Genomic DNA, 21,536 nt, shown 5'->3' on the forward strand with positions numbered 1-21,536 from the left:
GCACCAGTAGGCCCACCTGATGCGACCGTCCGTCCACGCTGCCTACGTTTCCTCGGGTACGCAAAACCACTAGGGGGCAAAGCAAATGACTGTTGCAATTGACGCCGACAAGCTGATGGGCTTCGTGTTCAAGGCTGTGGACGAGGTGGGGGCGACGCTGAACGCGGCGCTGGTGGTGATGGGTGATCGCCTCGGGTACTACCAGGCGCTCAGCGATCAAGGCCCGGCCACGCCGTCCGAGCTCGCCGAGTGGACCAGCACCGACGAGCACTACACCCGCGAGTGGCTCAACGCCCAGGCCGCGGGTGGGATCGTCGAGTACGACGCGAGTACCGGTCGCTACACATTGCCACCAGAGCACGCCATCGCCATGACCGACCCGAGCAGCCCGGCGTACCTGCCTGGGTTCTTCCAGATCGCACTGGGCACGCTGCAGCACACCACGGACACCATCGAGGCGGCGCGCAGTGGTGCCGGGGTCGGATGGCACGAGCACACGTCGGACGTACACGTCGGATGCGAGCGGTTCTTCCGGCCGTCGTACAACGCCAATCTGCTGCCGACCTGGCTTCCCGCGCTCGACGGCGTGGTGGAGAAGCTGCAGCAGGGCGCGACGGTGGCCGACATCGGCTGCGGGCACGGCTCGTCGACGATCCTGATGGCCGAGGCATTCCCGCGGTCGACGTTCATCGGCTCGGACTACCACCAGGCATCGATCGAGACGGCCAGGCTGCGGGCGGCGGAGGCAGGTGTCGCTGATCGGGTGTCGTTCGAGGTCTCACCGGCCGACAGCTTCAGCGGCTCCGGATTCGATCTGGTGACGACGTTCGACGCCCTGCACGACATGGGCGATCCGGTCGGCGCGGCCCGGCACGTACGGGAGGCGCTGGCGCCCGACGGCACCTGGATGCTGGTCGAGCCGATGGCCGGCGACCACGTCGAGGACAACCTGAACCCGGTCGGGCGGGCGTACTACGGCTTCTCCACGCTGCTCTGCACGCCGGCGTCGTTGTCCCAGCCGGTGGGGCTCGCGCTCGGTACGCAGGCCGGCCCGGCGCGGATCCAGGACGTGACCAAGGCGGCCGGGTTCAGCCGGTTCCGGACGGTGGCGCAGACGCCGTTCAACCTGGTGTTCGAGGTGCGCCCTTGACAAATTAGTTCACCATCCGGTGAAGTGTCACGTGTGTTGGCGAAGACGTTCGGAGCGCTCGCGGACCCGACTCGGCTGGCGATCGTGAGCCGGCTGAGTCGGGGCGACGCGACGATGGGCGAGCTCGCCGAGCCGCACCGGATCACCCCACCCGCGATCACCAAGCACGTCGGCGTGCTGGTGGACGCGGGTTTGGTGTGTCGGCGCCGGGTCGGGCGGACGGTGGTGTGCACGCTCCGGCCGGAGGCGCTCTCCGAGGTGGAGCAGTGGCTCGGCGACCTCACGACGTACTGGAACAGCACCGTTGACCGGTTGGAAGAACTCCTGCGAGGGGACGACGATGGACACTGAGATCCGGATCGAAAGGGTGCTTCCGGCAACGATCGGCCGGGTGTACGACGCCTGGACGCGCGTCGAGCTCCTGGCCCAGTGGTACTGCCCGAATCCCAAGTTCGACCTGAAGGTGCAGGCCGACGTCCGGGTCGGCGGCGAGTACGTCGTCGAGATGGGCCCGCACGTGGTGCGCGGCAGCTACCTCGAGGTCGAGCCGCCGCGCCGGCTGGTGTTCAGCTGGAAGTGGGACGGCACGGAGGACGAGCCGACCCGGGTCGAGGTCGAGCTGGCCGAGGTTGCCGACGGCACCCGGATGGTCCTCAGCCACACCGGCTTCGCCACCGCCGAGGACACCGCCAACCACCGGATGGGCTGGGAGCCCGAGGTGGGCCGACTGGTCGACCTGCTCGAGTCGGCTACCGCTCGACAGCCCGACCCCGCAGCCGATCGAGGATAACGACGAGGACGACGGTTGTCGCGAGCAACACCACGGCCTCGGCCGCTGCGACGAACGTCTGACCGCGGTCGGTCAGTGCGAAGATGCTCACCGGCAGCGTCCGCCACGACGCCGGATACACCATGATCGTGGCACCGACCTCACCCATCGACAACGCGACGGACAACCCGGCTGCCGAGGAGATCGCGGGCAGCAGCATCGGCAGCCGGACCCGCCACAGCACGCGGGCGGGCGAGGCGCCGAGCGACGCGGCGACATCGGCGTACGACGGATCGACTCGTTGCAGCGCCGCGGCAACCGTTCCGTAGCTGAAGGCAACCATCAGCACGAGGTGTGCGATGACCACGATCCACTTGGTCCCGTTGAGCAGCACCGGCTGCCGTGAGAACGCGACCAGCAAACCGAGCCCGACCACCACCGACGGCACCGCGATGGGCAGATGGTGCATCGCATCCGCAACCCTCGCGAACCGCGACCCGTAGGCAGCCATCGCGCCCCAGGTCCCGATGACTACCGCTAGCAATCCACCCATGAACGCGGTCTGCAAACTCACCGACAACGAGGCCAGCTCATCACCCGACAACGCCTGGCGCAGATGATCGCCGGTCGGGTCTGACGGCAGTACGCCGTTCCACGAGCCGGCGAACGCGGCCGCGATCACCACCAGGAACGGCAGCAGGACGAGCAGCCCGAACACCAAGGCGAACGCGATCCAGACGACAGCCTTCCCGGTTCTAGTCCAGACGAGCACGACGACCTCCCAGTGCCATCCGCAGTACGGCGTACAGCCCGAGCGACAACGCGATCTGGACGACCGCGATCACGCAGGCGCCCGGGTAGTCGAACATCACGATGCCCTTGGTGTGCACGAGCATCGGCAAGGTCGTTGTGCCCTTCGCGCCGAGGAACAGCACGATGCCGAACTCGTTCAGCGTCAGCAGCAAGGTCAGGCTGCCGCCCGCGACGAGCGCCGGGCGTACTTCGGGGAGCACGACCTGGCGCAGCACACGCCACGGACCGGCGCCGAGACTGGCTGCCACGTCGAGCTGGGCCTGCGGCAACCGACTCATTGCTGCCAGCAACGGTCGCATGACGAACGGGGTGTAGAACGTGACCTCGGCCAGTACGACGGCCCACGGCGAGGTGAGGAATCCACCCGCGCGCAGGATCCCGGTCGTGCCGTAGATGAACGTGAACGAGAGCGCGACCAGGAACGACGGCAACGCCAGCATCGTGTCCACGAGTCCGGCGACCACGCGCGCGCCCGGGAACGGCACGAAGCTGATCACCACTGCGAGGAACGTGCCGACGATGAGACAGCCGACCGTCGAGCTCACGGCGATCTGCACGGTCCGCACCAACGCGTCCCGGAACTCCGCCGACCCGACCACGTCGCCCCACGCGGGGATCGACTCGATCGCCACCAGCACCAACGGATACACGACGAGCACCGCGATCACCAGCAACGGCGGCAACACCCACAACCACTTGCCGTCCCGCCGCCGCTGACTGCTCACGACAACGGTGGCTCCCAACGCCTCGACAGCCATCAGCCCACCTCCGCCGGCACCAAGCTGCACGCCTCAACCGGCAACACCATCACCACAGCCGCACCCAGCTCAGGCACCCGCCGATCAGCCGGCACATCAACCCGCACCACCACATCCGCAAGCCCGTCAACCAGACAGGTCACCTGACTGGACGCCCCACGCCACTGCGCCGCTACAACCCGCCCCACCAACCTCGCCACATCCTCCACCGCGTTAGCGGGCTCTGGCGGCTCCAGGCGGATGGCGTGCGGGCGGATACAGAGCAGGCTCTTCCCGTCCTCTGGTTTCAGCCCGGGGACTACAGCGCCCGCCACCTTCACAGCACCTTCGTCCACCGATACAGGTAGCAGGTTCGCCCCGCCCAGGAACGACGCGGTGAAGGCCGACGGCGGAGCGGCGTACAACTCGGCGGCCGGCGCGATGTCGACAAGTCGAGCATCGCGCATCACCGCGATCCGATCCGCGAGCGCCAACGCCTCCGACTGATCATGGGTGACGTAAACGATCGCAATATCCGGCACCTCACGGCGCAACTTCTGCAGCTCACCGAGCATGTCCGCACGCAACTGCGCGTCAAGCGCCGCAAGCGGCTCGTCCAGCAGCAACACCGACGGCTGGATCGCGAGCGCCCGCGCAATAGCAACCCGCTGCTGCTGCCCACCGGACAACTCGCGCGGAAAGCGCCGCCCGTACGCCGTCATCCCGACCATCTCGAGCATCTCGCCGACCCGCCGCGACACCTCCGCCTTGGGCTTCCGCGCCGCCCGCAGCCCGAACGCCACGTTGTCCGCCACCCGCAGATGCGGAAACAACGCGTACTGCTGCACGACCACCCCGATCCCCCGCCGAGCAGGCGGGAGATCGGTGACGTCGTTCCCGCCGAGCCGGATCCGCCCGCGCGTCGGCCGGACGAACCCGGCCACCGCCTTCAACGCGGTCGACTTCCCCGACCCGGACGGCCCGAGCAGCGCGACCGTTTCACCGGCCGCGACGCTCAGGTCGAACCCTTCCAGCGCGCACGTCCGGCCACTGTGTTTATTACCAAAGTGCACCGTGACGTCCTCGAGCTGAACGGTCATCCCACAGCCTTGGTGTACGCCGCGACGTCGCCGTCCAGGTCGCTCAGCACGGTCGCCCAGTCGGGCTGCCACACCTCGACGCCCTCGGTCACCGTCTCGACCGTCTGGAAGTTCGCGTCGGTCGGCTTCACGTCGTCCCGGGCCGGCACCCCGAAGGCATCCTTCGAGACCGTCTCCTGCGCGTCGGTCGAGAGCAGGTAATCCATCAACTGCTTCCCGCCATCGGCGTTCGGCGCACCAGCCCCGAGTCCCATCACGTACGGCAGCGCCAGCGTGGTCTTCTTGCCGTCCGCGCCCGCCGGGAAGAAGATGCTGAACGCCGACTTGTCGTTCGCGATCGACGCCGCGTTCATCTGTACGTCGCCGTTCGCCACCAACAGCTCGCCCTTGCTGACCTTCGGCTGCAGTTTGCCGGTCGACGCGGACGGGCCGACGTTGTTCGGCTCGAGCTTCTTCAGGTAGTCGAGCGCCCCCTGCTTGCCGAGCACGTGCTGGAGCAGCAGCAGTACGGCGGTGCCGTCACCGGCCTGACCCGGCGTCGAGTACTGCAGCTTGCCCTTGAACTTCGGGTCGAGCAGATCGTCGAACGTCTTCGGCGCACCGACCTGCTGGTTCGCGATGAAACACAGGTAGTTGTCGACGACGGTGACGTAGTCGTCGCCCTTGACGCCCTTCACGTGATCGGCGCCGGGTACGTCGTACTTCTGCAGCAGGCCGTCCTGCGACGCCTTCTGGATGAACGGCGGCAGCGTCACGAGGACGTCGGCCTGCGGGTTCGACTTCTCCTTCTGCATCCGCGAGACCACCTCGCCGGAGCCGGCCTCGACGGTCTGGACCTTGATCCCGGTCTTCTGGGTGAACGCGTCGAACCGGGTCTTGTACCAGTCGGCCAGGCCGTCCGCGGTGTACACGGTGACTGTCTTCTTGGCGCCGTCGCCGGTGGCCGCGGCTCCGGTCCCGCCGCAGGCCGTCAGGTTGATGGTTGCCGCGAGCAACAGGGTGGCCGCGAGCAAGGTCTTGAGTGCCTTCACTTCTCCAGCTTTCGATCGAGGAGCAGGCCGGGCAGTTCCCGGACCGACTCGAGTACATGCGTCGCACCCGCGGCGTCGAGCTGTTGCTTGCCGTGGGCACCTGTCAGGACGCCGGCGACGATCCCGGCACCGGCCCGGATTCCCGTCGTCATGTCGTAGGCGGTATCGCCGGCCACGGCCACGTTCGCCACGCTGTCGGCCTTCAGCTCGAGCAGCGCCTTGAGCACCATGTCCGGATACGGTCTGCCACGGCCCGCCTGAGCCGGACAGAGAGTGAGATCGGCCAGCGTCTGCCAGCCGAGTGCGGTCAGGATTCGGTGTTGAGTGGTCTCGGAGAAGCCGGTGGTCAGGCAGACCTTGATGCCGGCGTCCTGGAGTTGCCGGATCGCATCCTCAGCGCCGTCGATCGGCTTCAGCCCGTCGATCAGGTTGCTGTAGGCATCTTCGAACGCCTTGTTCGCCTCCTGCGCCGCGTCCTCACGATTGAGCAGCGCACGGAAGACGGTGATCTTCGATTCACCCATCGTCGCTCGGACGTGCGCGATCATCCGCTCGTACTCCGGTGTGCCGGGCTCGATGCCCTGGGCACCGATCGCGGCGGTGAACGCCTGCTCCACCAGCCCGTCGTCGGCAACCGTCGTACCGGCCATGTCGAGTACTGCGAGCTGGATCATGCGCCGATCCCTTCGAAACTTGCCTCGGCGATCGCCGGCGACATCGTCATCCCGCGCCCGCCCGGTCCCGTCACCAAGTGCACGCCGCGAGCAACGTCCCGACGTACGACCACCTCGCCGCCGGTCGCCTGCGAGTACACCCCTGCCCAGCGCTGGGTAATCGCAGGCAGCTCGCGCCCGAGAATGCTTTCGACGGTCTCGCGCAGGTACTCGTACGGCTCGCTGCGCACATCGAACGAGAACGGCTCGTCGTACTCATGGGTGTCACCAATGGTCAGCCCGCCGTGCGCACGCTGGACCATCAGCAGCTGCATCTTGTGCTCCTCGGCAATGGCAGCCTGCGGCGGCAGATCGTCGGCCTGGTACGCCGGGTAGTACCGGAAGCTGTCCCCGTCGGCGACCGCGGTGGTGAGTACGTCGTCGAGCGGCGCGGTCTGCATCATCTGCAGGCGCACCCGGCGTACCGGAAGGTCGTCGGTCAGCTCGCGGATGAGCCCGCTGTGCCACGCGCCGGTGCACAGGAAGACGAGTTCGCCCTCATGCGTCTCACCGTGATCGTCGACGATCCGGCCGTCCTGCACGTTGCGCACTTCCCGGCCCCCGAGGAACTGGTAGCGGTTCGACTTCGTCAGCTCGGTACGCAGCGCAGGCAACACCTCACGCGGCTCGACGATCGCATCCCGCGCGCACCACAGCGCACCTTGCAGGTCGCCCTTCAACGCCGGGTTGCGTTCCCGGGTCTGCTCCGCGTCGAGCACCTGAAACCCACGGGCCGCCGCATCGGGCCGGGCCGCCGCCTCCTTGGCAACCGCCAACTCGGCCTCGCTCCGGCAGACGGTCAGCGAGCCGGCCGTCCGTACGCCGATCCCCGGCAGGTCCGCCCACAGATCCCGCGCACGCTGGGCCAACTCCACCTCGGCGCCGTCAGCACGCCCGCTGACCCAGACCAGCCCGAAGTTCCGCACGCTGGCGCCACGGGCCTCGAGCTCGCGCTCCACCTGGACGACCTCGTGGCCCCGCCGTACCGCTTCCCAGGCGTGAAACGTGCCCAGAACACCTCCACCGACCACAACCACCCGCACACCCGCTCCTCTCGTCGAACCATAGATTGGTCCGGACCAATGAAGAGGACGTGCGAACGGGTCGACCGCGGGGTGAACCCGCGGCGAACACCTGGGTCAGGGGCGCAAGGTGGCCCTGAAGCCGACTCGGTCGCCCCGGTAGAGGGAGCGGACGGCCTCGATGGGGCGGCCCGTGGTGTCCCGGCTGGTGCGGTGGAGCAGGAGCATCGGGAGGGACTGCGTCGCCTTCAGGAGCTCGGCCTCGCGCGGGGTGGCGATGACGGTCTCGACCAGTTCCTCGCCTTCGCCGAAGCGAACCCCGAGCTGATCGGTCAGGCACCGGTACAGCGAGCCGGTTGGATCCAGCACCTCTTTCAAGGTCGGGAAGCGCTCGACAGCGAGGTACGTCGTCTCGAGCCCGATCGGCTGCCCGTCCGCGAACAGCACCCGCTCCAGCCGATGGACCGGCTCCCCCTCGGCGATGCCAAGCTTCTCCGCGAGTACGGCGTCGGCGGCGAGCTCATCGAAGTCCACGACCTCACGCGCCGGCGTGTGACCCTGCGCCCGGAGCGCCTCCGTGTAGCTCACCAGCGCGAGCGGCTGCACGAGCTTCGGCGTGGCGACGAACGTGCCCTGCCCCTGCCGGGCCCGCAGCCGCCCGTCCGCGATCAGCTCGCGGATCGCCTGCCGCATCGTCCAGCGGGAGACCCCGAACTCCTTCGCGAGCACCCGCTCCGGCGGCAACGCCGCACCCTCGCCCAGGCCCTCGACCACTTCAACCAGCCGGGTCTTCACCACGAAATGCAGCGGAACGCTCACCCAACCGACTCTAGTCGAGCCAAGGCTCCCCTTCGGGCCGTGAGAAAGGTCGAGCCCCGGGCGGCAACCCGGGGCTCATGCGGATGGATGGACAGTTGGCGGAACTCAGCTGCCGGACTTGCGCCTGAACTGGCGCTTCTGCTTGTCGTTGTGCGCGTCGCCGACGCCCTGCCCGCGCACTCCGGATCCCGGATGCGTGTGCTTCCCGGCGTTCTTCTTCTCGAGCGCGTCCCGGAACTTCTTCTGCAGATCGTCCGCCGGCTCGCTGGACTTGTCGCTCATACCGTCTCCTTCACAAACCGTCAGGCGTACGCACCCCACGCTAACCGAGGGTGAAGACGAATCGCGAGTGGAATACCGGTGATCTCACCTGTGGAAAACCCCGGCCGCGGTCAGAGCGGCGCTGTTAAGTTCTCGGTACGCCGACGGAGGGACACGGAATGCTGGTGAGCAACGAGGCACTGCTGGGGATCGCGCTGGTCGAGCTCGGCCTGGTGATCGTGCCCGGGCCGAACATGATCTACCTGGTCTCCCGCTCGATCGCCCAGGGCCGCCGCGCCGGCCTGATCTCGCTCGCCGGGGTCGGCATCGGCTTCCTCGTGTACCTGCTCGCCGCGAGCGCCGGTCTCGCCACGCTGTTCGCGCTCGTCCCCGAGATCTACCTGACGCTGAAGCTCGCCGGCGCGGCGTACCTGCTCTGGCTCGCCTGGAACGCGCTCCGCCCCGGCGGTTCGTCGGTCTTCGCCACGCAGGAGCTGGAGCCCGACCGCCCGCGCAAGCTGTTCGGCATGGGCCTGCTGACCTGCCTGCTCAACCCGAAGATCGCGATCCTCTACATCTCGCTGCTCCCGCAGTTCCTCGACCCGTCCCGCGGTCACCTCGGTCTCCAGAGCCTGATCCTCGGCCTCACACAGCTCACGGTCGGTGTCGTCATGAACGCCGTCTTCGTGATCACCGCCGGCTCGGTCGCCGTGTTCCTCTCCAGCCGCCCGACCTGGATGCGCATCCACCGGTACGTCATGGGCACCGCGCTCGCCGTCTTCGCCGTCCGCCTGGCCACCGACCGCGCCCGCCCGCTCGCCTCACACTGAAGACTGTCCGACCCGGTCGCTGGCCTGATCCGCGATGAACATCGACCGGCTGGTCGCCTTGCTAATTGATGTGCAGTAGCAGGATGCGTCCCGGATACTGCTGCGCGTGGTGATGCATGCGGGTCAACTGAGCGTGACGGTCGAGCTGGTCGAGGGACTGGTGCGCGCACAGTTCCCGGAGTGGGGCGGGCTCGCGGTCCGCTCGGTGTCGTCACACGGGACGGTCAATGCGCTTTTCCGGATCGGCGACGATCTCGTGGCGCGGTTCCCGATCCTGCCGGGTGACGTCGCGGCGGTGCGTGCTGAGCTCGAGGACGAGGCCGATGCAGCGCGGCGGTTGCGCCGCATCTCGCCGTACCCGACGCCGGAGCCGATCGCGATTGGGGCGCCGGGCCTGGACTATCCCCAGCCCTGGAGTGTTTACAGCTGGATCGACGGGACGATCGCGTACGACGCCGACGTCGCCGGCTCGACTGCGTTCGCCGAGGACCTGTCGCGCTTCGTGCTGGCGTTGCGTGCGGAGTCGACCGAGGGGCGCGTGTTCACCGGCTCGTGGCGCGGCGGCGTACTCACCTCGCAGGACGAGTACGTCGCGGACGGGCTGGAGCGCAGCCGCGGCATGATCGACGTCGACGGACTCGCCCGGTTGTGGGCCGACCTCCGTACGACGCCGCGCACCGAGCCGGACGCCTGGACCCACCGCGATCTCATGCCGGGCAACCTGCTCGTCAAGGACGGCCGGCTCGCGGGCGTGATCGATGTCGGAACGTTCACCGTCTCCGACCCCGCGATGGATCTCCAGCCCGCGTGGAACCTGCTCGACCCGACCGCGCGCGCCGCCTTCCGCAGCGCGCTCGGCAGTGACGATGACGAATGGCGTCGCGGGATGGGCTGGTCGTTCGCGCAGGCCATCGGTTGCCTCTGGTACTACGTCGAGACCAACCCGGTCATGTCCCGTACCGCGCATCACACCTTGACGGCGCTGCTCACCGCCGCCTAGCCACGAAGACCCACTCCTTACCCGGCCGGTCCGGAGCCTCCCGTACGTCGTCCACCGCGAACGCGGCCGCGGCCAGCGAATCCTCGACCTCGCTCCGCTCCCGGAACCGCAACGTCGACTCCGACGTGAGCTCGGCGCCGTCCGACGAGAACACGTACCTACCCCGGAACGTCACGAACGGCAGCTCGACGCTGACCAGCTCGCTCCAGAACTCCACTGTCCCACCGCCCGGGACCGGCTGCACCTGATGCGTGGGCTCCCGCGTCCACTCCTCCCACTGCCGCCGCGCCGGATCCCGCGTCTCGAACACGAACCGCCCATCCGGCTTCAACGCCGCATGTACGCCGTCCAGCGTCGCCGACCACTCCTCATCGGTCAGGAACACCTGCGCCACGTTCCCCGTCATCACCGCGAGGTCCACCTGCAGCGGCGGCAACGTCGTCGCATCCCCATGGATCCATTGCACCCGGTCCGCAAATTCCTTGCCCCGAGCAACTTCCAACGAGGCCTCTGCCGGATCCACCCCGACGACATCCACCCCGGTACGAGCCAGCCAGCACGCCAGCTCCCCCGTCCCGCATCCCACATCCAGCACCTGCCGCGCCCCGAACTCCCCCACCATCGCGACGTAATGCTCCAAATCCCCCCGCCCAGCATCCAGCGAGTCATAAACCGCCACCAACCGAGGCACCCCGAACAAGGCATCAACCATGCACGCGACGCTAACTCAACCGCAGGCCGGCGACCGCATTTCGCGTACCTGACGACAGGACGTAGATATGTACGTATAGGCCAGTCCCCGCCTGAGCTGCGGCAGAATCAGCGCCGGCGAGGGACTACTACCTGTCCATATGCACGCTCACGACGTCGCTCCGGTGTAACGCCGCAACCCCCGTCGCCACGCCAGTCCTGCCAACGCGGCCGCGCCGGCGGCTGCAAGCACCCCGCCGACCAGTACGCCGGTTTGTGGCCCGCGCAGTAGGGCGGCTGACGGGACCGAGGCGATCAGCGCCATCGGGAACACATAGGTGAGGATGACGCGGATCGGGCGCGCGAAGACGTCGGTCGGGTAGCTGCCCAGTTGCCACGCGGAGTGGAAGAACACGTCCAGCTGCAGCTTCGGCGCCCAGAAGGCCAAGCACGCGAGCAGCACGCTCAGCGCCCACGTCACGACCAGCCCCGCGATGACGAGCACCAACCAACTGAGCACCCCGGCGACGCTCGGCAACTGACCTGCGATCCCCCACCCGAGCACCCCGAGGCCCAGCACGAACTGGATCAGTGCGAGCGGCGAGGACAACGACAAGCTGGCCAGGAACAGACTCGATGCCGGCTGCAACAAATGCCCGTCGAGCTTCCCGTTCCGGATCCCGGTCTCCGGGAACCACGACAGGTTCGGATCGATGAACGTCCCTCGCAATCCGGTGATCAGCTGATACGTCCCGATCAGCACCAGGAACTCCGCCTTCGACCACCCCGCCAGGCTGTCCGCCCGGGTGAACACGATCAGCACGGCCGCCACCGCCGTACCAAGGCCTGTGAATGCCAGCAGCACGTCGAACACCAGGTTGATCCGGAACGCCACGCTCCGCCGCAGCGCCATCGAGAAACCCACACCCACGAGCCGGAGCAGCTTCACGATCCCACCGCCGTGTACCGCCGTACGCCGATCCGCCAAACGACCGTGACCACGACCACCAGCACCACCACCCAGATCAATTGATAACCCATCGAACCGCTGCCCTTGCCGGCCGCGATCTCCGCCGGCAGACCGTTCATGCCGTAGAACGGCAGTACCTCCGCGACCCGGCGCCACGTATCCGGCAGCAGTGCGATCGGCGCCGCCGTACCACCGAGCAGGAACGTCAACTGACTGCCGAAGCCCACGACCGCATGTACGCGATCGGTCCAGAACGCGGTCAGAGCGAGCAGGAACGTCCACAGGAACACGAGGATCGCGGCGAGCATGACGTACGGCGTACTGCGCAACACGGCTGTCCAGTCGAAGCCGACCTGCAACGCGATCCCGGTGAGCAGGACGATCGGTGCCCCGAGCAACGTCAGCCACGCGCGGATGGCGAGGTTCATCCCGATGACGCCGATCACGACCGGTTGCGGACGGAGCAGTTCGTGGCTCAGCGTTCCGTCGTAGATCCGCTCGGAGAACGTGTGCTGCTCGAACGACTCCGTCATCAGCGTCACCAGGATGACCGCGACGTAGTACCGCGCGATGGACGGATCGTCCGGGTAGACGGCCGACCAGACGAACAATCCGATCAGCGGCGCGACGACCGCCTGCACCACGAGTGTCAGCAGGAACCACCACGCGCCCGACCACTCCAGCACCTCCTGTCGGAGCCGGAATCCCAGCAGTACTGCGGTTCTCATCGCAGCCCCTCGCGGTACGCCTGGTCGATGACCTTCTCCAGCGGTGGCTCCTCCACGGCGAGATCCACGACTTCCATTGCCTGCAGCAACCGTCCTGTTGTCGCCGCCACCTCGTCGCGCGGCACCCGCAGTACCCACTGCCCGTCCGCCTTCTCGACCACCTCGCCGAACGCGGTCGGATCCCCTTGGGTCGAGATCCGGATCAGCTTGTACGGCGACAACCGGGCGGACAGTTCCGCGAGCGGGCCGTCGTACTGGACCTTGCCGTGGTCGATCAGGATCAGGCGCGGGCAGAGGGATGCGACGTCGGCCATGTAGTGACTGGTCAGGAGTACGGTCGCGCCGGTCTGCTCGACGTACTCCGAGACGAACTCGCGGATCTGGCTCGCGGCGCTGACGTCGAGGCCGATCGTCGGCTCGTCGAGGAACAGGACCTCTGGGCGGTAGATCAGGGCCATCGCGAGGCCGACGCGCATTCGTTCGCCGAGGCTTAGCGCGCGGAGTTGTCGTTCCAGCAGGGGTTCGAGGTCGAGGAGGGCTTCGAGGTCGGTGAGTGTACGGCGGAACGTGGGGCGCGGGACGTCGTACAGCAGGCGCTGGTACTCGAGGGAGTCCATCACGGTCAGCTCCTGCGACCCGCCGACCGGCTGGCTGCCGCGGACGAACGCGATGCGCTTGAGGAAGGCCGAGCGACGCTGCCACGGGGTCGAATCGAGGACGCGGACATCGCCGCCGGTCGGGTGCAGGATCCCGGAGAGGATCTTCATCGTCGTGGTCTTGCCGGCGCCGTTCGGACCGATGAAGCCGGACACCTGCCCCGGCGCGATCGTGAACGAGACCTGATCGAGGGCCTGGACCGTCTTGTACTCGCGTTTCACCAGCGAGCCGAGCGCGGCGCGGAGACCGCCTTTGCGCACCGGAGCCTTGTAGGACATCGAGAGGTTTTCGACTTCGACGGCAGTCATGAGCCCGACGGTAGGAAGAAAAGACGCCCATTGATGGCTTATTTTCCTGAGATGATCGGTGCATGCGTGCCGAACGGCTCCTCCGCCTGCTCCTGCACCTGCAGACCCGCGGGCAGTCGACCGTCGCGCAGCTCTCCGCCGCGTTGGGGGTCTCGCCGCGGACGATCCAGCGCGATCTCGAGGTGCTGAGCCTCGCCGGCGTTCCCGTGTACTCGATCCGCGGGCGTGGTGGCGGGTGGACGATCCTGCCCGACTACCGCACGCGGATGACCGGCCTCACCCCGTCGGAAGTCATGTCCGTCTTCGTCGGCGCGACCGCGCACGTACTGGCCGACCTGGGCCTCGACGCCTCCAGCGACCAGGCCGTCACCAAGCTGATCGCTTCCCTTCCTGAGGGCACTCGCCGCGAAGCGGAGTACGCCCGTCAACGCCTCCTCATCGACCACGCCGGCTGGGACGACCGCCGTGAAACCCCACGCTGGCTGGACCTGTGTCGCGAGGCCCTGTGGGAGGAACTGCGCCTGGCGATCATCTATGCAGACGGCTTGGAACCGTTTGAAGTCTCGCCCTTAGGCCTGGTAGCCAAGGCCCGCACCTGGTACCTGGTAGCAGCCCGAACCGACGGCCGCCTCCGCACCTACCGCCTGTCCCGCCTCACCTCAGCCACCCTCACCCGCACCCCCTTCACCAGACCCCCCGACTTCGACCTGGCCACCTACTGGACCCAATCCCAACGAGAGTTCCAAGCCTCCCGTCCCTCGTACCCCATAACCCTAAAAGTCCGAGACCACGCAGTACGCCGCTTCCGCCCCACCCACCCCATGGTCCCCGCCCTCAACGGCTGGTGGATCCTCCACACCGACCTGGAAAACCCCCACGAAGCCTGCGCCGCAGTCCTAGCCCAAGCCGGCGCCGCCATCGTCCTAGAACCCCCAGAACTACAAACCTCGGTCCGCGACGCCGCCCAGCAGATCGCAGAATCGCACTGACCTTCAGGCCTGCTCGGTGGCGATCATGAAGTTGTAGTCGGCGAGCTTCACGGTGAAGGAGCGAACACCCCACGGGCGTTGCTCGATGGGGCCTGGGTGTTGGTGGGCGGCCTGTACGTCGTCGATCGTGTCGGCGGGTACTTCCACGTAGAACTGCACGCCCGCACCGCGGTGGTCGCGCGCATCGGCCGGAAGGAACTGCTCGGAATCGACCCCGAGCATCACCTGCCCGCCGTGCAACTCGACAACAGCCATCGGATCCCCCGAGTCCTTCGGGGTCGAGTACGCCAGCGTCCACCCGTTCGCCACAAACTCATCGGCAGCCGCATACGGATCCGAGGTCGCCAAGATAGGAGTAAGCACGCACGACATCCTGCCGGAGAATGTCGGTGGTAGCAGCTAGCTTCTCCAACCATGTGGACGACAACGTTGGCGACCGTCGCCGAGCGGCTGAACAACGCCCACATCGACTGGATGCTGCTCGGCAGCGCGGCAACGGCGCTTCGCGGGGTTTCGATCGTCCCCGGCGACATCGACATCGCCGTACTTGCAGCCGACGACATCACCCACGCGGCAGCTGTCCTGCCGACGCCATCCGAGCCACCCGATCCAAACCTGTGGTTCAGCACCCTCGCCCAGCCGAGCCTTCAGTGGGGCGATGCAGACGAGCGCTGGTACTTCGGCCGCTGGATGATCAATGACGTCAAGGTCGAGCTGGCCCACATCGCCGCACCCGACGTCGCCGAGCTGCTGGTCGAGACCCGAAGCCCGCTGGTATGGCGTGAACGCCAAACCCTCACCTGCCACGGCCGACTCATCCCGACCGTCCCCGTCGAGGTACAACTCGCCACGATGATGGCCCGCCAGCAGCACACTCGGATCGCCGCGACCATCGCCCACACACCGCTCGACCTGCAGCTCCTACGCCGCGCGATCACCGACAAACAGTCAGAGACCCCCGACCTGCTAGTCCCCGAGCAACTACGACGGCTGCTGACCTAGGTATGCGGCGTGCATGTCGGACCAGAGCTCACTGAGGCTTTCGGTGAGATCGGTCAGCCGGTCCAGCTCTTCGCGCTCATCGCCGGATGCGGTCCGGAGGTTGCCGTACGCCTCGGCGTTGAACTCAGCGGCTGCGGCCGCGACTGCGCCGGCGAACCCGGCCATCTCCGCCCTGGGAAGATCCGCACGCAAAGCACTCACGTAAGCACCTTCGGCCCGGTCATACGCGTCTTCGAACTGTTGCAGGTCTGCCATGGCAGTAAGTCCTACACGTTGAACCTGAACTCCACGACGTCGCCGTCTTGCATGATGTAGTCCTTGCCTTCTATGCGGACCTTGCCGGCGGAGCGGGCGGCGGTCATGGTGCCGGCGGACATGAGGTCGTCGTACGAGACGATTTCGGCCTTGATGAAGCCGCGCTGGAAGTCGGTGTGGATGACGCCGGCGGCCTCGGGGGCGGTGGCGCCGCGTTTGATCGTCCAGGCGCGGGATTCCTTGGGGCCGGCAGTCAGGTACGTCTGCAGGCCGAGGGTGTCGAAGCCGACGCGGGCGAGTACGTCGAGGCCGGGCTCCTCGATGCCCATCTCGGAGAGCATCTCGCGGGCCTCGTCCTCGTCGCCGAGCTCGACCAGCTCGGCCTCGAACTTCGCGTCGAGGAAGATCGCCTCGGCCGGCGCGACCAGGTCCCGCATCTGCTGCTTCAGCGATTCGTCGGCGAGCTCGTCGGCGTCGCAGTTGAAGACGTAGATGTACGGCTTGGCGGTCATCAGCATCAGCTCGCGGATCGCGTCGCGATCCACGTCGGTCGCGATGACCGGCGTACCGGCCTCGAGGTGCTTCTGCGCCTCGCGGACCGCGTCGAGGACTGCGACCGACTCCTTCTTCAGCCGGGCTTCCTTCTCCAGCCGCGGGATCGCCTTCTCGACGGTCTGCAGGTCGGCGAGGATCAGCTCGGTCTGGATCGTGGAGATGTCGTCGGACGGCGAGACCTTGCCGTCGACGTGGGTGACGTCGTCGTCGCGGAACACCCGGGTGACCTGGCAGATCGCGTCCGACTCGCGGATGTGGCTGAGGAACTTGTTGCCCAGCCCCTCACCCTCCGACGCGCCGCGGACGATACCGGCGATGTCGACGAACTGGACGGTGGCGGGGATCACCTTCGCGGAGTCGTACAGCTCGGCCAGCTTGCCCAGCCGTGCATCCGGTACGCCGACCACCCCGACGTTCGGCTCGATGGTCGCGAACGGGTAGTTCGCGGCGAGCACGTCGTTCTTGGTCAGCGCATTGAACAGGGTGGACTTGCCCGCATTGGGGAGCCCGACGATTCCGATGGTGAGTGCCACGGGCGTCAAGGTTACGCGGCGAACACCGAAGTACCCCAATCGTCAGAGCACGAAGGCCTCCAGTGAGGCGCCGTACCAGCGCTCCACCCGGCCCAGCGATCGCATCCCCAACCGCCCGCACACGGCCAGCGAGGCGACGTTGCCCGGCCGGACGACCGCGTAGATCTCGCCCACGCCCGCCTTGAACCCGTGCGAGATCGCGCCCCGCGCCGACTCCGTCGCCAGCCCGCGGCCCCACGCGTCGGGATGGAAATGCCACCCGACCTCGACCTCGCCGCGGCTCGCGCTCCCGTCCGACGGCTCGGGCAGCGGCACCAGTAATACAGTCCCGGCGACCGTCCCGGTGAGCCGCTCCTCGACCGCCCAGACGCCGTACGTCGCATCGCGGTTGCGCTCGTTCCAGCGTGCGATCGTGCGCCCAGCTGCGTCTCGATCCGCCATCACCCGCGGCGAGGCGCCCAGCCAGCGCGACACCTCCCAGCGCCGATAGATGTCGAACACCCGGTCCCCGTCCGTGTCCACCCAGTCGCGCACCACGAGCCGGTCGGTCTCGTACACAATCTTCGGATCCATCGCGACACCTCCCCAACCGTTCATTTATCGGTCCCAACCAGCGGCGGGCAAGCGACGTCTCCACTCTGTGACCACTTGGACGGATCGCATCGGGGTTCCCTCACGCTTCGTGTTCGCCTGCCTGCAATTCCTGCGGTTCGGCTGCCTGGAACTGGTGTCGTGCCTGTTCCCGGCGTTCCTGTTCGCGGGCCTGGCCATCTCGAAGTACGTCGACCTGCCGATCGCCCGGTACGACGCTTTGCTGATCTATTGCATCGGCCTGACCCTGCTGTTCTGGGTGGTTCGCCTGGAAACCTGGCGCGAGGTCGCGGTGATCTTCGGATTCCACCTGGTCGGCCTCGGGCTGGAGCTCTTCAAGGTCCGCGTCGGCTCCTGGCAGTACCCGGGCGACGCCGTGACGAAGATCGCCGGCGTACCGCTCTTCGCCGGCTTCATGTACGCCGCGGTCGGCAGCTACCTGTGCCAGGCGTGGCGACGGTTCGACCTCCGGGTCAGCAACTACCGCCCGTTCCTGACCACGATCTTCGCGGTGCTGATCTACGCGAACTTCTTCACCCACCAGTGGCTCCCCGACCTGCGCATCCCGATCGCGCTCGGCCTACTGATCGTGCTGCGCCGTACCTGGGTCTTCTTCACCGTCGGCGTACGCCGGTACCGCATGCCGCTCGCGGTCTCGTTCGCGCTGATCGGATTCTTCTTGTGGATCGCCGAGAACGCCGGCACGTTCCTCGACGCGTGGAACTACCCCGACCAGGTCAACGTGTGGCATCTCGTGCACCCCGCCAAGTTCGGCGCCTGGTCGTTGCTGGTCAGCATGAGCTTCGTGCTGGTCGCCAGCGTGAAGTCGCTCGAAGGCCGGCTCTACCACCGTGGCACGACCGCAACAGTCGAGATCGCACCGCAACATCACAACGCCAACCCTTCTGACAGGTAAGGCGTCTTCAGGGATGTGAGGCTGCCCGCAGGGGGAGCTGTTGCTGGGGAACAACCGCCCGATTTTGCAGGGGAGCATGATGTCGCGAAAGCTTGCCGCCTTCGTCGCGACCGGTGTGGCGCTGGCCGTCGTCGTCGGGTCGCTACTGGTTCTGGCGCTCGGCCACCAACGCCAGCCGGAACCGACCGCGGCAACCACGCAGACCTCGACGTCCACCACGCCGTCGCCGACGGCGACCGATACGCCGACGCTGAACGCACCGCCGTCGACACCGCGCAAGCCGGCACCGAACCCGACCGCAGCGCTTGCCACAGGCAACAAAAAGGTGCTGTTCTTCAGCTTCGACGACGGACCGGACCCGCTCTGGACACCGAAGGTGCTGCAGGTGCTCGCGAAGTACGGCGCCCACGCAACGTTCTTCGAGCTCGGCGCGATGCAGACGGCGCACCCGGGTCTCCGCGAGCAGGTGCTTGCCGCCGGCAACACGATCGGCAGCCACTCGATCACGCATCCGCAGCTGACCGCGATCACACCGGCCCGTCGGCACCACGAGATCTTCGACGGGCCGAAGTCGACCTGCTTCCGCCCGCCGTACGGCGCCTCGAACCCGAAGGTCCGCGCCGACATCAAAGCGGCCGGGATGGTCCAGGTGCTCTGGGACGTCGACCCGCGCGACTGGGCCCGCCCCGGGACGAACGCGATCGTCCACAACATCATGACCCACGCGCACAACCACAACATCATCCTGATGCACGACGGCGGCGGGAACCGTGCGCAGACCGTCGCGGCCCTCGACAAGGTCCTCCCGCTGCTCAAAGCACAGGGCTACAGCTTCCCAGCCATGGACTGCTGACCGCCGGCGGCGCAGAATGCGCCATGGATGCTTCCCGGGAGTTGCAACGCCTGGCCAGCGGGTACCAGGTGACACAGGCGATCCACGTCGCCGCCCGGCTGGGACTCAGCGACCTGCTCGCGACCAGCCCGAAGAGTCTGTCCGAGCTCGCCTCAGCGACCGGCACCGACGAAGAGGCGCTGGCCCGGCTCATGCACGCGCTCACCGCACTCGGCCTCTACAGGGTCGACGGTGACGCTTATGCCAATACGGAGCTCGGAGAGGGGCTGCGAGTCGACGTGCCGCGCTCGGTCGCCGGCTGGGCCCGGTTCATCGGCACCGGGTCGCACTGGGAGGCATATACCGGGCTCGAAGAGAGCATCCGCACCGGCGAGACGGCCTTTCCCGCCGTCCACGGAGAGCCGGTGTGGGAGTACCGCGCCAAGCATCCGGACGAGCAGGCGGCGTTCGACGCGGCCATGACGTCCAGGTCGGACGCGGTGGCCGATGCGGTCCCCGCGGCGTACGACTTCAGCCGCTACCGCACCGTGGTCGACATCGGAGGGGGCCGCGGACGGTTGCTGACCAGGATCCTCGAGCGCAATCCGTCGGTCAGCGGCGTGTTGTTCGACCAGCCCGACGTGGTCGCGGGTGCGGACGATCTGCTCGCGGCATCCGGCGTCGCGGCGCGCTGCAAAGTCGTCGGAGGCAACTTCTTCGAGAGCGTCCCGGCCGGTGACGCGATGGTCCTGAAGTCGGTGATCCACGACTGGGCGGACGCCGAGTCGATCGAGATCCTCCGCACCTGCCGCCGCGCGCTGCCCGCGGACGGCCGCGTACTCCTCGTGGAGCAACTCCTCGACCGCTCCCCCGATCCCGTCAGTACGGCGTTCTCAGACCTCAACATGCTGATCATGACCGGCGGACGGGAACGCACCACCGATCAGTACGACGCGTTGTTCGCCGCGGCCGGACTCAGCCTCAGCGACGTCGTACCCACGGCCGGCCAGTCGTTCATCATCGAGGCGACACTCCGACACCAGGCGTAGTTTTCAGAAACTGTCGGTGGGCTTCGGCACTATCAGTGACATGTCCGGTGCGACGGTGTTGTTGGTGCTGCTCTTCCTCGCGGTGGGGCTGCTGCTGGGTGCTGCGTTCGGCGTGTTGTGGGTGCGCGGGCGCGACGGCGCCGAGCTCGCGCGGATCACGGCCGAGCGGGACGCGGCCGAGGATCGTGTGGTCGAGCTGACGCAGGAGCGGACGTCGGTCGGCCAGCAGATGGGCGGGCAGGCCGTCGTCAAGGACGCGCTCGATCGCCTGCACGCACAGCTGAATCAGCTCGAGAAGGGGCGCGCCGCCTGGCAGAGCCAGCTGCATGAACAGGTCAACGAGGTGCGGATGAGCGGCGAGGCATTACGCCGCGAGACGGCGTCGCTGTCGACCGCACTGCGAAAACCGCAGGTCCGCGGACGATGGGGCGAGCTGCACCTGCGGCGGACGGTCGAGCTGGCCGGCATGGTCGCGCACTGCGACTTCACCGAGCAGACGACGACGTTCGGCGAGGACGGCGTACTGCGGCCTGACCTGGTCGTGAGGCTTGCCGAGGGCAAGAACATCGTCGTCGACTCGAAGGTGCCGCTGGCCGCGTTCCTCGATGCGAGCGAGTCCGACGACGCGGCGTACCGCGAGGATCGATTGCGTGCGCATGCTCGGCATCTGCGGACGCACGTCGATCAACTGGCGTCGAAGGCGTACTGGACGCGGCTGTCACCGTCACCCGAGTTCGTCATCCTGTTCGTGCCCGGTGAGTCGTTCCTGTCCGCGGCCCTCGACACGGAGCCGTCCCTGCTCGAGTACGCCGCTGAGCGCCGCGTGATCCTGGCGACGCCGACGACGCTGATCGCGACGCTGCGAGCGGCGGCGTACGCGTGGAACCAGTCGGCGCTGACCGAGTCTGCGCAGCAGGTGTTCGAGCTCGGCCGGGAGCTGTACGAGCGGCTCGGCACGATGGGCGAACACCTCGGCCGGGTCGGTCGATCGCTCACGTCCGCGGTCGAGGCCTACAACGGGACGGTCGGTTCGTTCGAGCGCCGCGTCTTCATCACCGCGCGCAAGCTCCGCGATCTGCACGTCACCGAGTCCGAGCTGACCGCGATGGAGTCGATCGAGGCCTCCGTCCGCCCGCTCACCGCGCCCGAGTTCCTGGCCATCGAGGACCCGCAGCCCACCAGACATTGGCCGCCCACTCAGGCCGGGTAGATGTTC

Annotated in this window: 27 protein-coding genes; 11 read left to right on the top strand and 16 right to left on the bottom strand. The window is 67.5% G+C overall.

Going from position 1 to position 21,536, the window contains the following annotated elements; genetic code table 11:
• The first annotated feature begins 85 nt into the window (after positions 1–85).
• From EV645_RS05020 to EV645_RS05030, 3 genes are read left to right on the top strand one after another with little or no spacing between them, the layout of a single operon-like run.
• Complete coding sequence (locus EV645_RS05020; RefSeq protein ID WP_130440203.1) at positions 86–1,150, top strand: class I SAM-dependent methyltransferase; 1,065 nt, start codon at positions 86–88, stop codon at positions 1,148–1,150.
• Positions 1,151–1,174: 24 nt separating this feature from the next.
• The gene (locus EV645_RS05025; protein ID WP_242000220.1) at positions 1,175–1,501 is read left to right on the top strand and encodes an ArsR/SmtB family transcription factor; all 327 of its coding nucleotides are present in this window, start codon (positions 1,175–1,177) and stop codon (positions 1,499–1,501) included.
• The gene (locus EV645_RS05030) at positions 1,491–1,940 is read left to right on the top strand and encodes an SRPBCC family protein (RefSeq protein WP_130440205.1); all 450 of its coding nucleotides are present in this window, start codon (positions 1,491–1,493) and stop codon (positions 1,938–1,940) included. The genes EV645_RS05025 and EV645_RS05030 overlap by 11 nt, the downstream gene beginning before the upstream one ends.
• On the opposite strand, the gene EV645_RS05035 is transcribed toward EV645_RS05030, so the two are convergent.
• From EV645_RS05035 to EV645_RS41760, 8 genes are all read right to left on the bottom strand, one after another.
• Entirely contained in the window at positions 1,900–2,691 is a 792-nt protein-coding gene (locus EV645_RS05035; protein ID WP_130440207.1) for an ABC transporter permease, read from the bottom strand. The two genes, EV645_RS05030 and EV645_RS05035, sit on opposite strands and share 41 nt — an antisense overlap.
• Positions 2,675–3,490 (bottom strand): 2-aminoethylphosphonate ABC transporter permease subunit, encoded by an 816-nt coding sequence (locus EV645_RS05040; protein WP_130440209.1) that lies wholly within the window; start codon positions 3,488–3,490, stop codon positions 2,675–2,677. Before EV645_RS05040 ends, EV645_RS05035 begins: the two co-directional genes overlap by 17 nt.
• Positions 3,490–4,569 (bottom strand): ABC transporter ATP-binding protein, encoded by a 1,080-nt coding sequence (locus EV645_RS05045; RefSeq protein WP_130440211.1) that lies wholly within the window; start codon positions 4,567–4,569, stop codon positions 3,490–3,492. The genes EV645_RS05040 and EV645_RS05045 overlap by 1 nt, the downstream gene beginning before the upstream one ends.
• Positions 4,566–5,600: a 2-aminoethylphosphonate ABC transporter substrate-binding protein gene (locus EV645_RS05050; protein ID WP_130440213.1), complete on the bottom strand. Its 1,035-nt coding sequence runs from the start codon at positions 5,598–5,600 to the stop codon at positions 4,566–4,568. The genes EV645_RS05045 and EV645_RS05050 overlap by 4 nt, the downstream gene beginning before the upstream one ends.
• A complete protein-coding gene (locus EV645_RS05055) occupies positions 5,597–6,274 on the bottom strand; it encodes a phosphonatase-like hydrolase (protein ID WP_130440215.1) in 678 nt (225 codons plus the stop codon). Before EV645_RS05055 ends, EV645_RS05050 begins: the two co-directional genes overlap by 4 nt.
• The gene (locus tag EV645_RS05060; RefSeq protein ID WP_130440217.1) at positions 6,271–7,356 is read right to left on the bottom strand and encodes a TIGR03364 family FAD-dependent oxidoreductase; all 1,086 of its coding nucleotides are present in this window, start codon (positions 7,354–7,356) and stop codon (positions 6,271–6,273) included. The genes EV645_RS05055 and EV645_RS05060 overlap by 4 nt, the downstream gene beginning before the upstream one ends.
• A gap of 96 nt (positions 7,357–7,452) precedes the next feature.
• On the bottom strand, positions 7,453–8,154 hold the full coding sequence (locus tag EV645_RS05065) for a GntR family transcriptional regulator (RefSeq protein ID WP_130440219.1): 702 nt from the start codon (positions 8,152–8,154) through the stop codon (positions 7,453–7,455).
• A gap of 105 nt (positions 8,155–8,259) precedes the next feature.
• On the bottom strand, positions 8,260–8,436 hold the full coding sequence (locus EV645_RS41760; RefSeq protein ID WP_157997005.1) for a DUF5302 domain-containing protein: 177 nt from the start codon (positions 8,434–8,436) through the stop codon (positions 8,260–8,262).
• A gap of 158 nt (positions 8,437–8,594) precedes the next feature.
• On the opposite strand from EV645_RS41760, the gene EV645_RS05070 reads away from it, so the two are divergent.
• Entirely contained in the window at positions 8,595–9,245 is a 651-nt protein-coding gene (locus EV645_RS05070; protein ID WP_198681469.1) for a LysE family translocator, read from the top strand.
• Between the two features lie 112 nt (positions 9,246–9,357).
• The gene (locus tag EV645_RS05075) at positions 9,358–10,245 is read left to right on the top strand and encodes an aminoglycoside phosphotransferase family protein (RefSeq protein WP_242000380.1); all 888 of its coding nucleotides are present in this window, start codon (positions 9,358–9,360) and stop codon (positions 10,243–10,245) included.
• On the opposite strand, the gene EV645_RS05080 is transcribed toward EV645_RS05075, so the two are convergent.
• From EV645_RS05080 to EV645_RS05095, 4 genes are all read right to left on the bottom strand, one after another.
• Positions 10,232–10,957: a class I SAM-dependent methyltransferase gene (locus tag EV645_RS05080; protein WP_130440223.1), complete on the bottom strand. Its 726-nt coding sequence runs from the start codon at positions 10,955–10,957 to the stop codon at positions 10,232–10,234. The genes EV645_RS05075 and EV645_RS05080 overlap by 14 nt on opposite strands.
• Positions 10,958–11,104: 147 nt before the next feature.
• A complete protein-coding gene (locus tag EV645_RS05085; protein ID WP_130440225.1) occupies positions 11,105–11,884 on the bottom strand; it encodes an ABC transporter permease in 780 nt (259 codons plus the stop codon).
• Entirely contained in the window at positions 11,881–12,633 is a 753-nt protein-coding gene (locus tag EV645_RS05090) for an ABC-2 family transporter protein (RefSeq protein WP_130440227.1), read from the bottom strand. Before EV645_RS05090 ends, EV645_RS05085 begins: the two co-directional genes overlap by 4 nt.
• The gene (locus tag EV645_RS05095; RefSeq protein ID WP_130440229.1) at positions 12,630–13,598 is read right to left on the bottom strand and encodes an ABC transporter ATP-binding protein; all 969 of its coding nucleotides are present in this window, start codon (positions 13,596–13,598) and stop codon (positions 12,630–12,632) included. Before EV645_RS05095 ends, EV645_RS05090 begins: the two co-directional genes overlap by 4 nt.
• Before the next feature lie 62 nt (positions 13,599–13,660).
• On the opposite strand from EV645_RS05095, the gene EV645_RS05100 reads away from it, so the two are divergent.
• A complete protein-coding gene (locus EV645_RS05100) occupies positions 13,661–14,587 on the top strand; it encodes a helix-turn-helix transcriptional regulator (RefSeq protein WP_130440231.1) in 927 nt (308 codons plus the stop codon).
• A gap of 3 nt (positions 14,588–14,590) precedes the next feature.
• On the opposite strand, the gene EV645_RS05105 is transcribed toward EV645_RS05100, so the two are convergent.
• Entirely contained in the window at positions 14,591–14,950 is a 360-nt protein-coding gene (locus EV645_RS05105; RefSeq protein ID WP_130440233.1) for a VOC family protein, read from the bottom strand.
• Between the two features lie 51 nt (positions 14,951–15,001).
• On the opposite strand from EV645_RS05105, the gene EV645_RS05110 reads away from it, so the two are divergent.
• Positions 15,002–15,589 carry a nucleotidyltransferase family protein gene (locus EV645_RS05110; protein ID WP_130440235.1) on the top strand — a complete coding sequence of 196 codons (588 nt, stop codon included), beginning with the start codon at positions 15,002–15,004 and terminating at the stop codon, positions 15,587–15,589.
• Here the strand turns inward: EV645_RS05110 and EV645_RS05115 are convergent.
• The 3 genes from EV645_RS05115 to EV645_RS05125 all read right to left on the bottom strand — a co-directional run bounded on the left by EV645_RS05115 (position 15,569) and on the right by EV645_RS05125 (position 17,505).
• Positions 15,569–15,790 (bottom strand): hypothetical protein, encoded by a 222-nt coding sequence (locus tag EV645_RS05115; RefSeq protein WP_157997006.1) that lies wholly within the window; start codon positions 15,788–15,790, stop codon positions 15,569–15,571. The genes EV645_RS05110 and EV645_RS05115 overlap by 21 nt on opposite strands.
• Positions 15,791–15,855: 65 nt before the next feature.
• Positions 15,856–16,932: a redox-regulated ATPase YchF gene (gene ychF, locus EV645_RS05120; protein WP_130440239.1), complete on the bottom strand. Its 1,077-nt coding sequence runs from the start codon at positions 16,930–16,932 to the stop codon at positions 15,856–15,858.
• 42 nt (positions 16,933–16,974) lie between these two features.
• Positions 16,975–17,505 (bottom strand): GNAT family N-acetyltransferase, encoded by a 531-nt coding sequence (locus tag EV645_RS05125; protein WP_130440241.1) that lies wholly within the window; start codon positions 17,503–17,505, stop codon positions 16,975–16,977.
• A 67-nt stretch (positions 17,506–17,572) separates the two neighbouring features.
• Between EV645_RS05125 and EV645_RS05130 the strand changes: the two genes are divergently transcribed.
• From EV645_RS05130 to EV645_RS05145, 4 genes are all read left to right on the top strand, one after another.
• Positions 17,573–18,439, top strand: coding sequence for a DUF817 domain-containing protein (locus tag EV645_RS05130; protein ID WP_242000221.1), 867 nt, complete (start codon positions 17,573–17,575; stop codon positions 18,437–18,439).
• 79 nt (positions 18,440–18,518) lie between these two features.
• Complete coding sequence (locus EV645_RS05135) at positions 18,519–19,292, top strand: polysaccharide deacetylase family protein (protein WP_130443517.1); 774 nt, start codon at positions 18,519–18,521, stop codon at positions 19,290–19,292.
• Between the two features lie 23 nt (positions 19,293–19,315).
• On the top strand, positions 19,316–20,320 hold the full coding sequence (locus tag EV645_RS05140; protein WP_130440243.1) for a methyltransferase: 1,005 nt from the start codon (positions 19,316–19,318) through the stop codon (positions 20,318–20,320).
• Between the two features lie 40 nt (positions 20,321–20,360).
• Positions 20,361–21,530 carry a DNA recombination protein RmuC gene (locus EV645_RS05145; RefSeq protein WP_130440245.1) on the top strand — a complete coding sequence of 390 codons (1,170 nt, stop codon included), beginning with the start codon at positions 20,361–20,363 and terminating at the stop codon, positions 21,528–21,530.
• Positions 21,531–21,536: the final 6 nt, after the last annotated feature.

The organism is Kribbella rubisoli, assembly GCF_004217145.1.
Taxonomy (GTDB): Bacteria; Actinomycetota; Actinomycetes; order Propionibacteriales; family Kribbellaceae; genus Kribbella; species Kribbella rubisoli.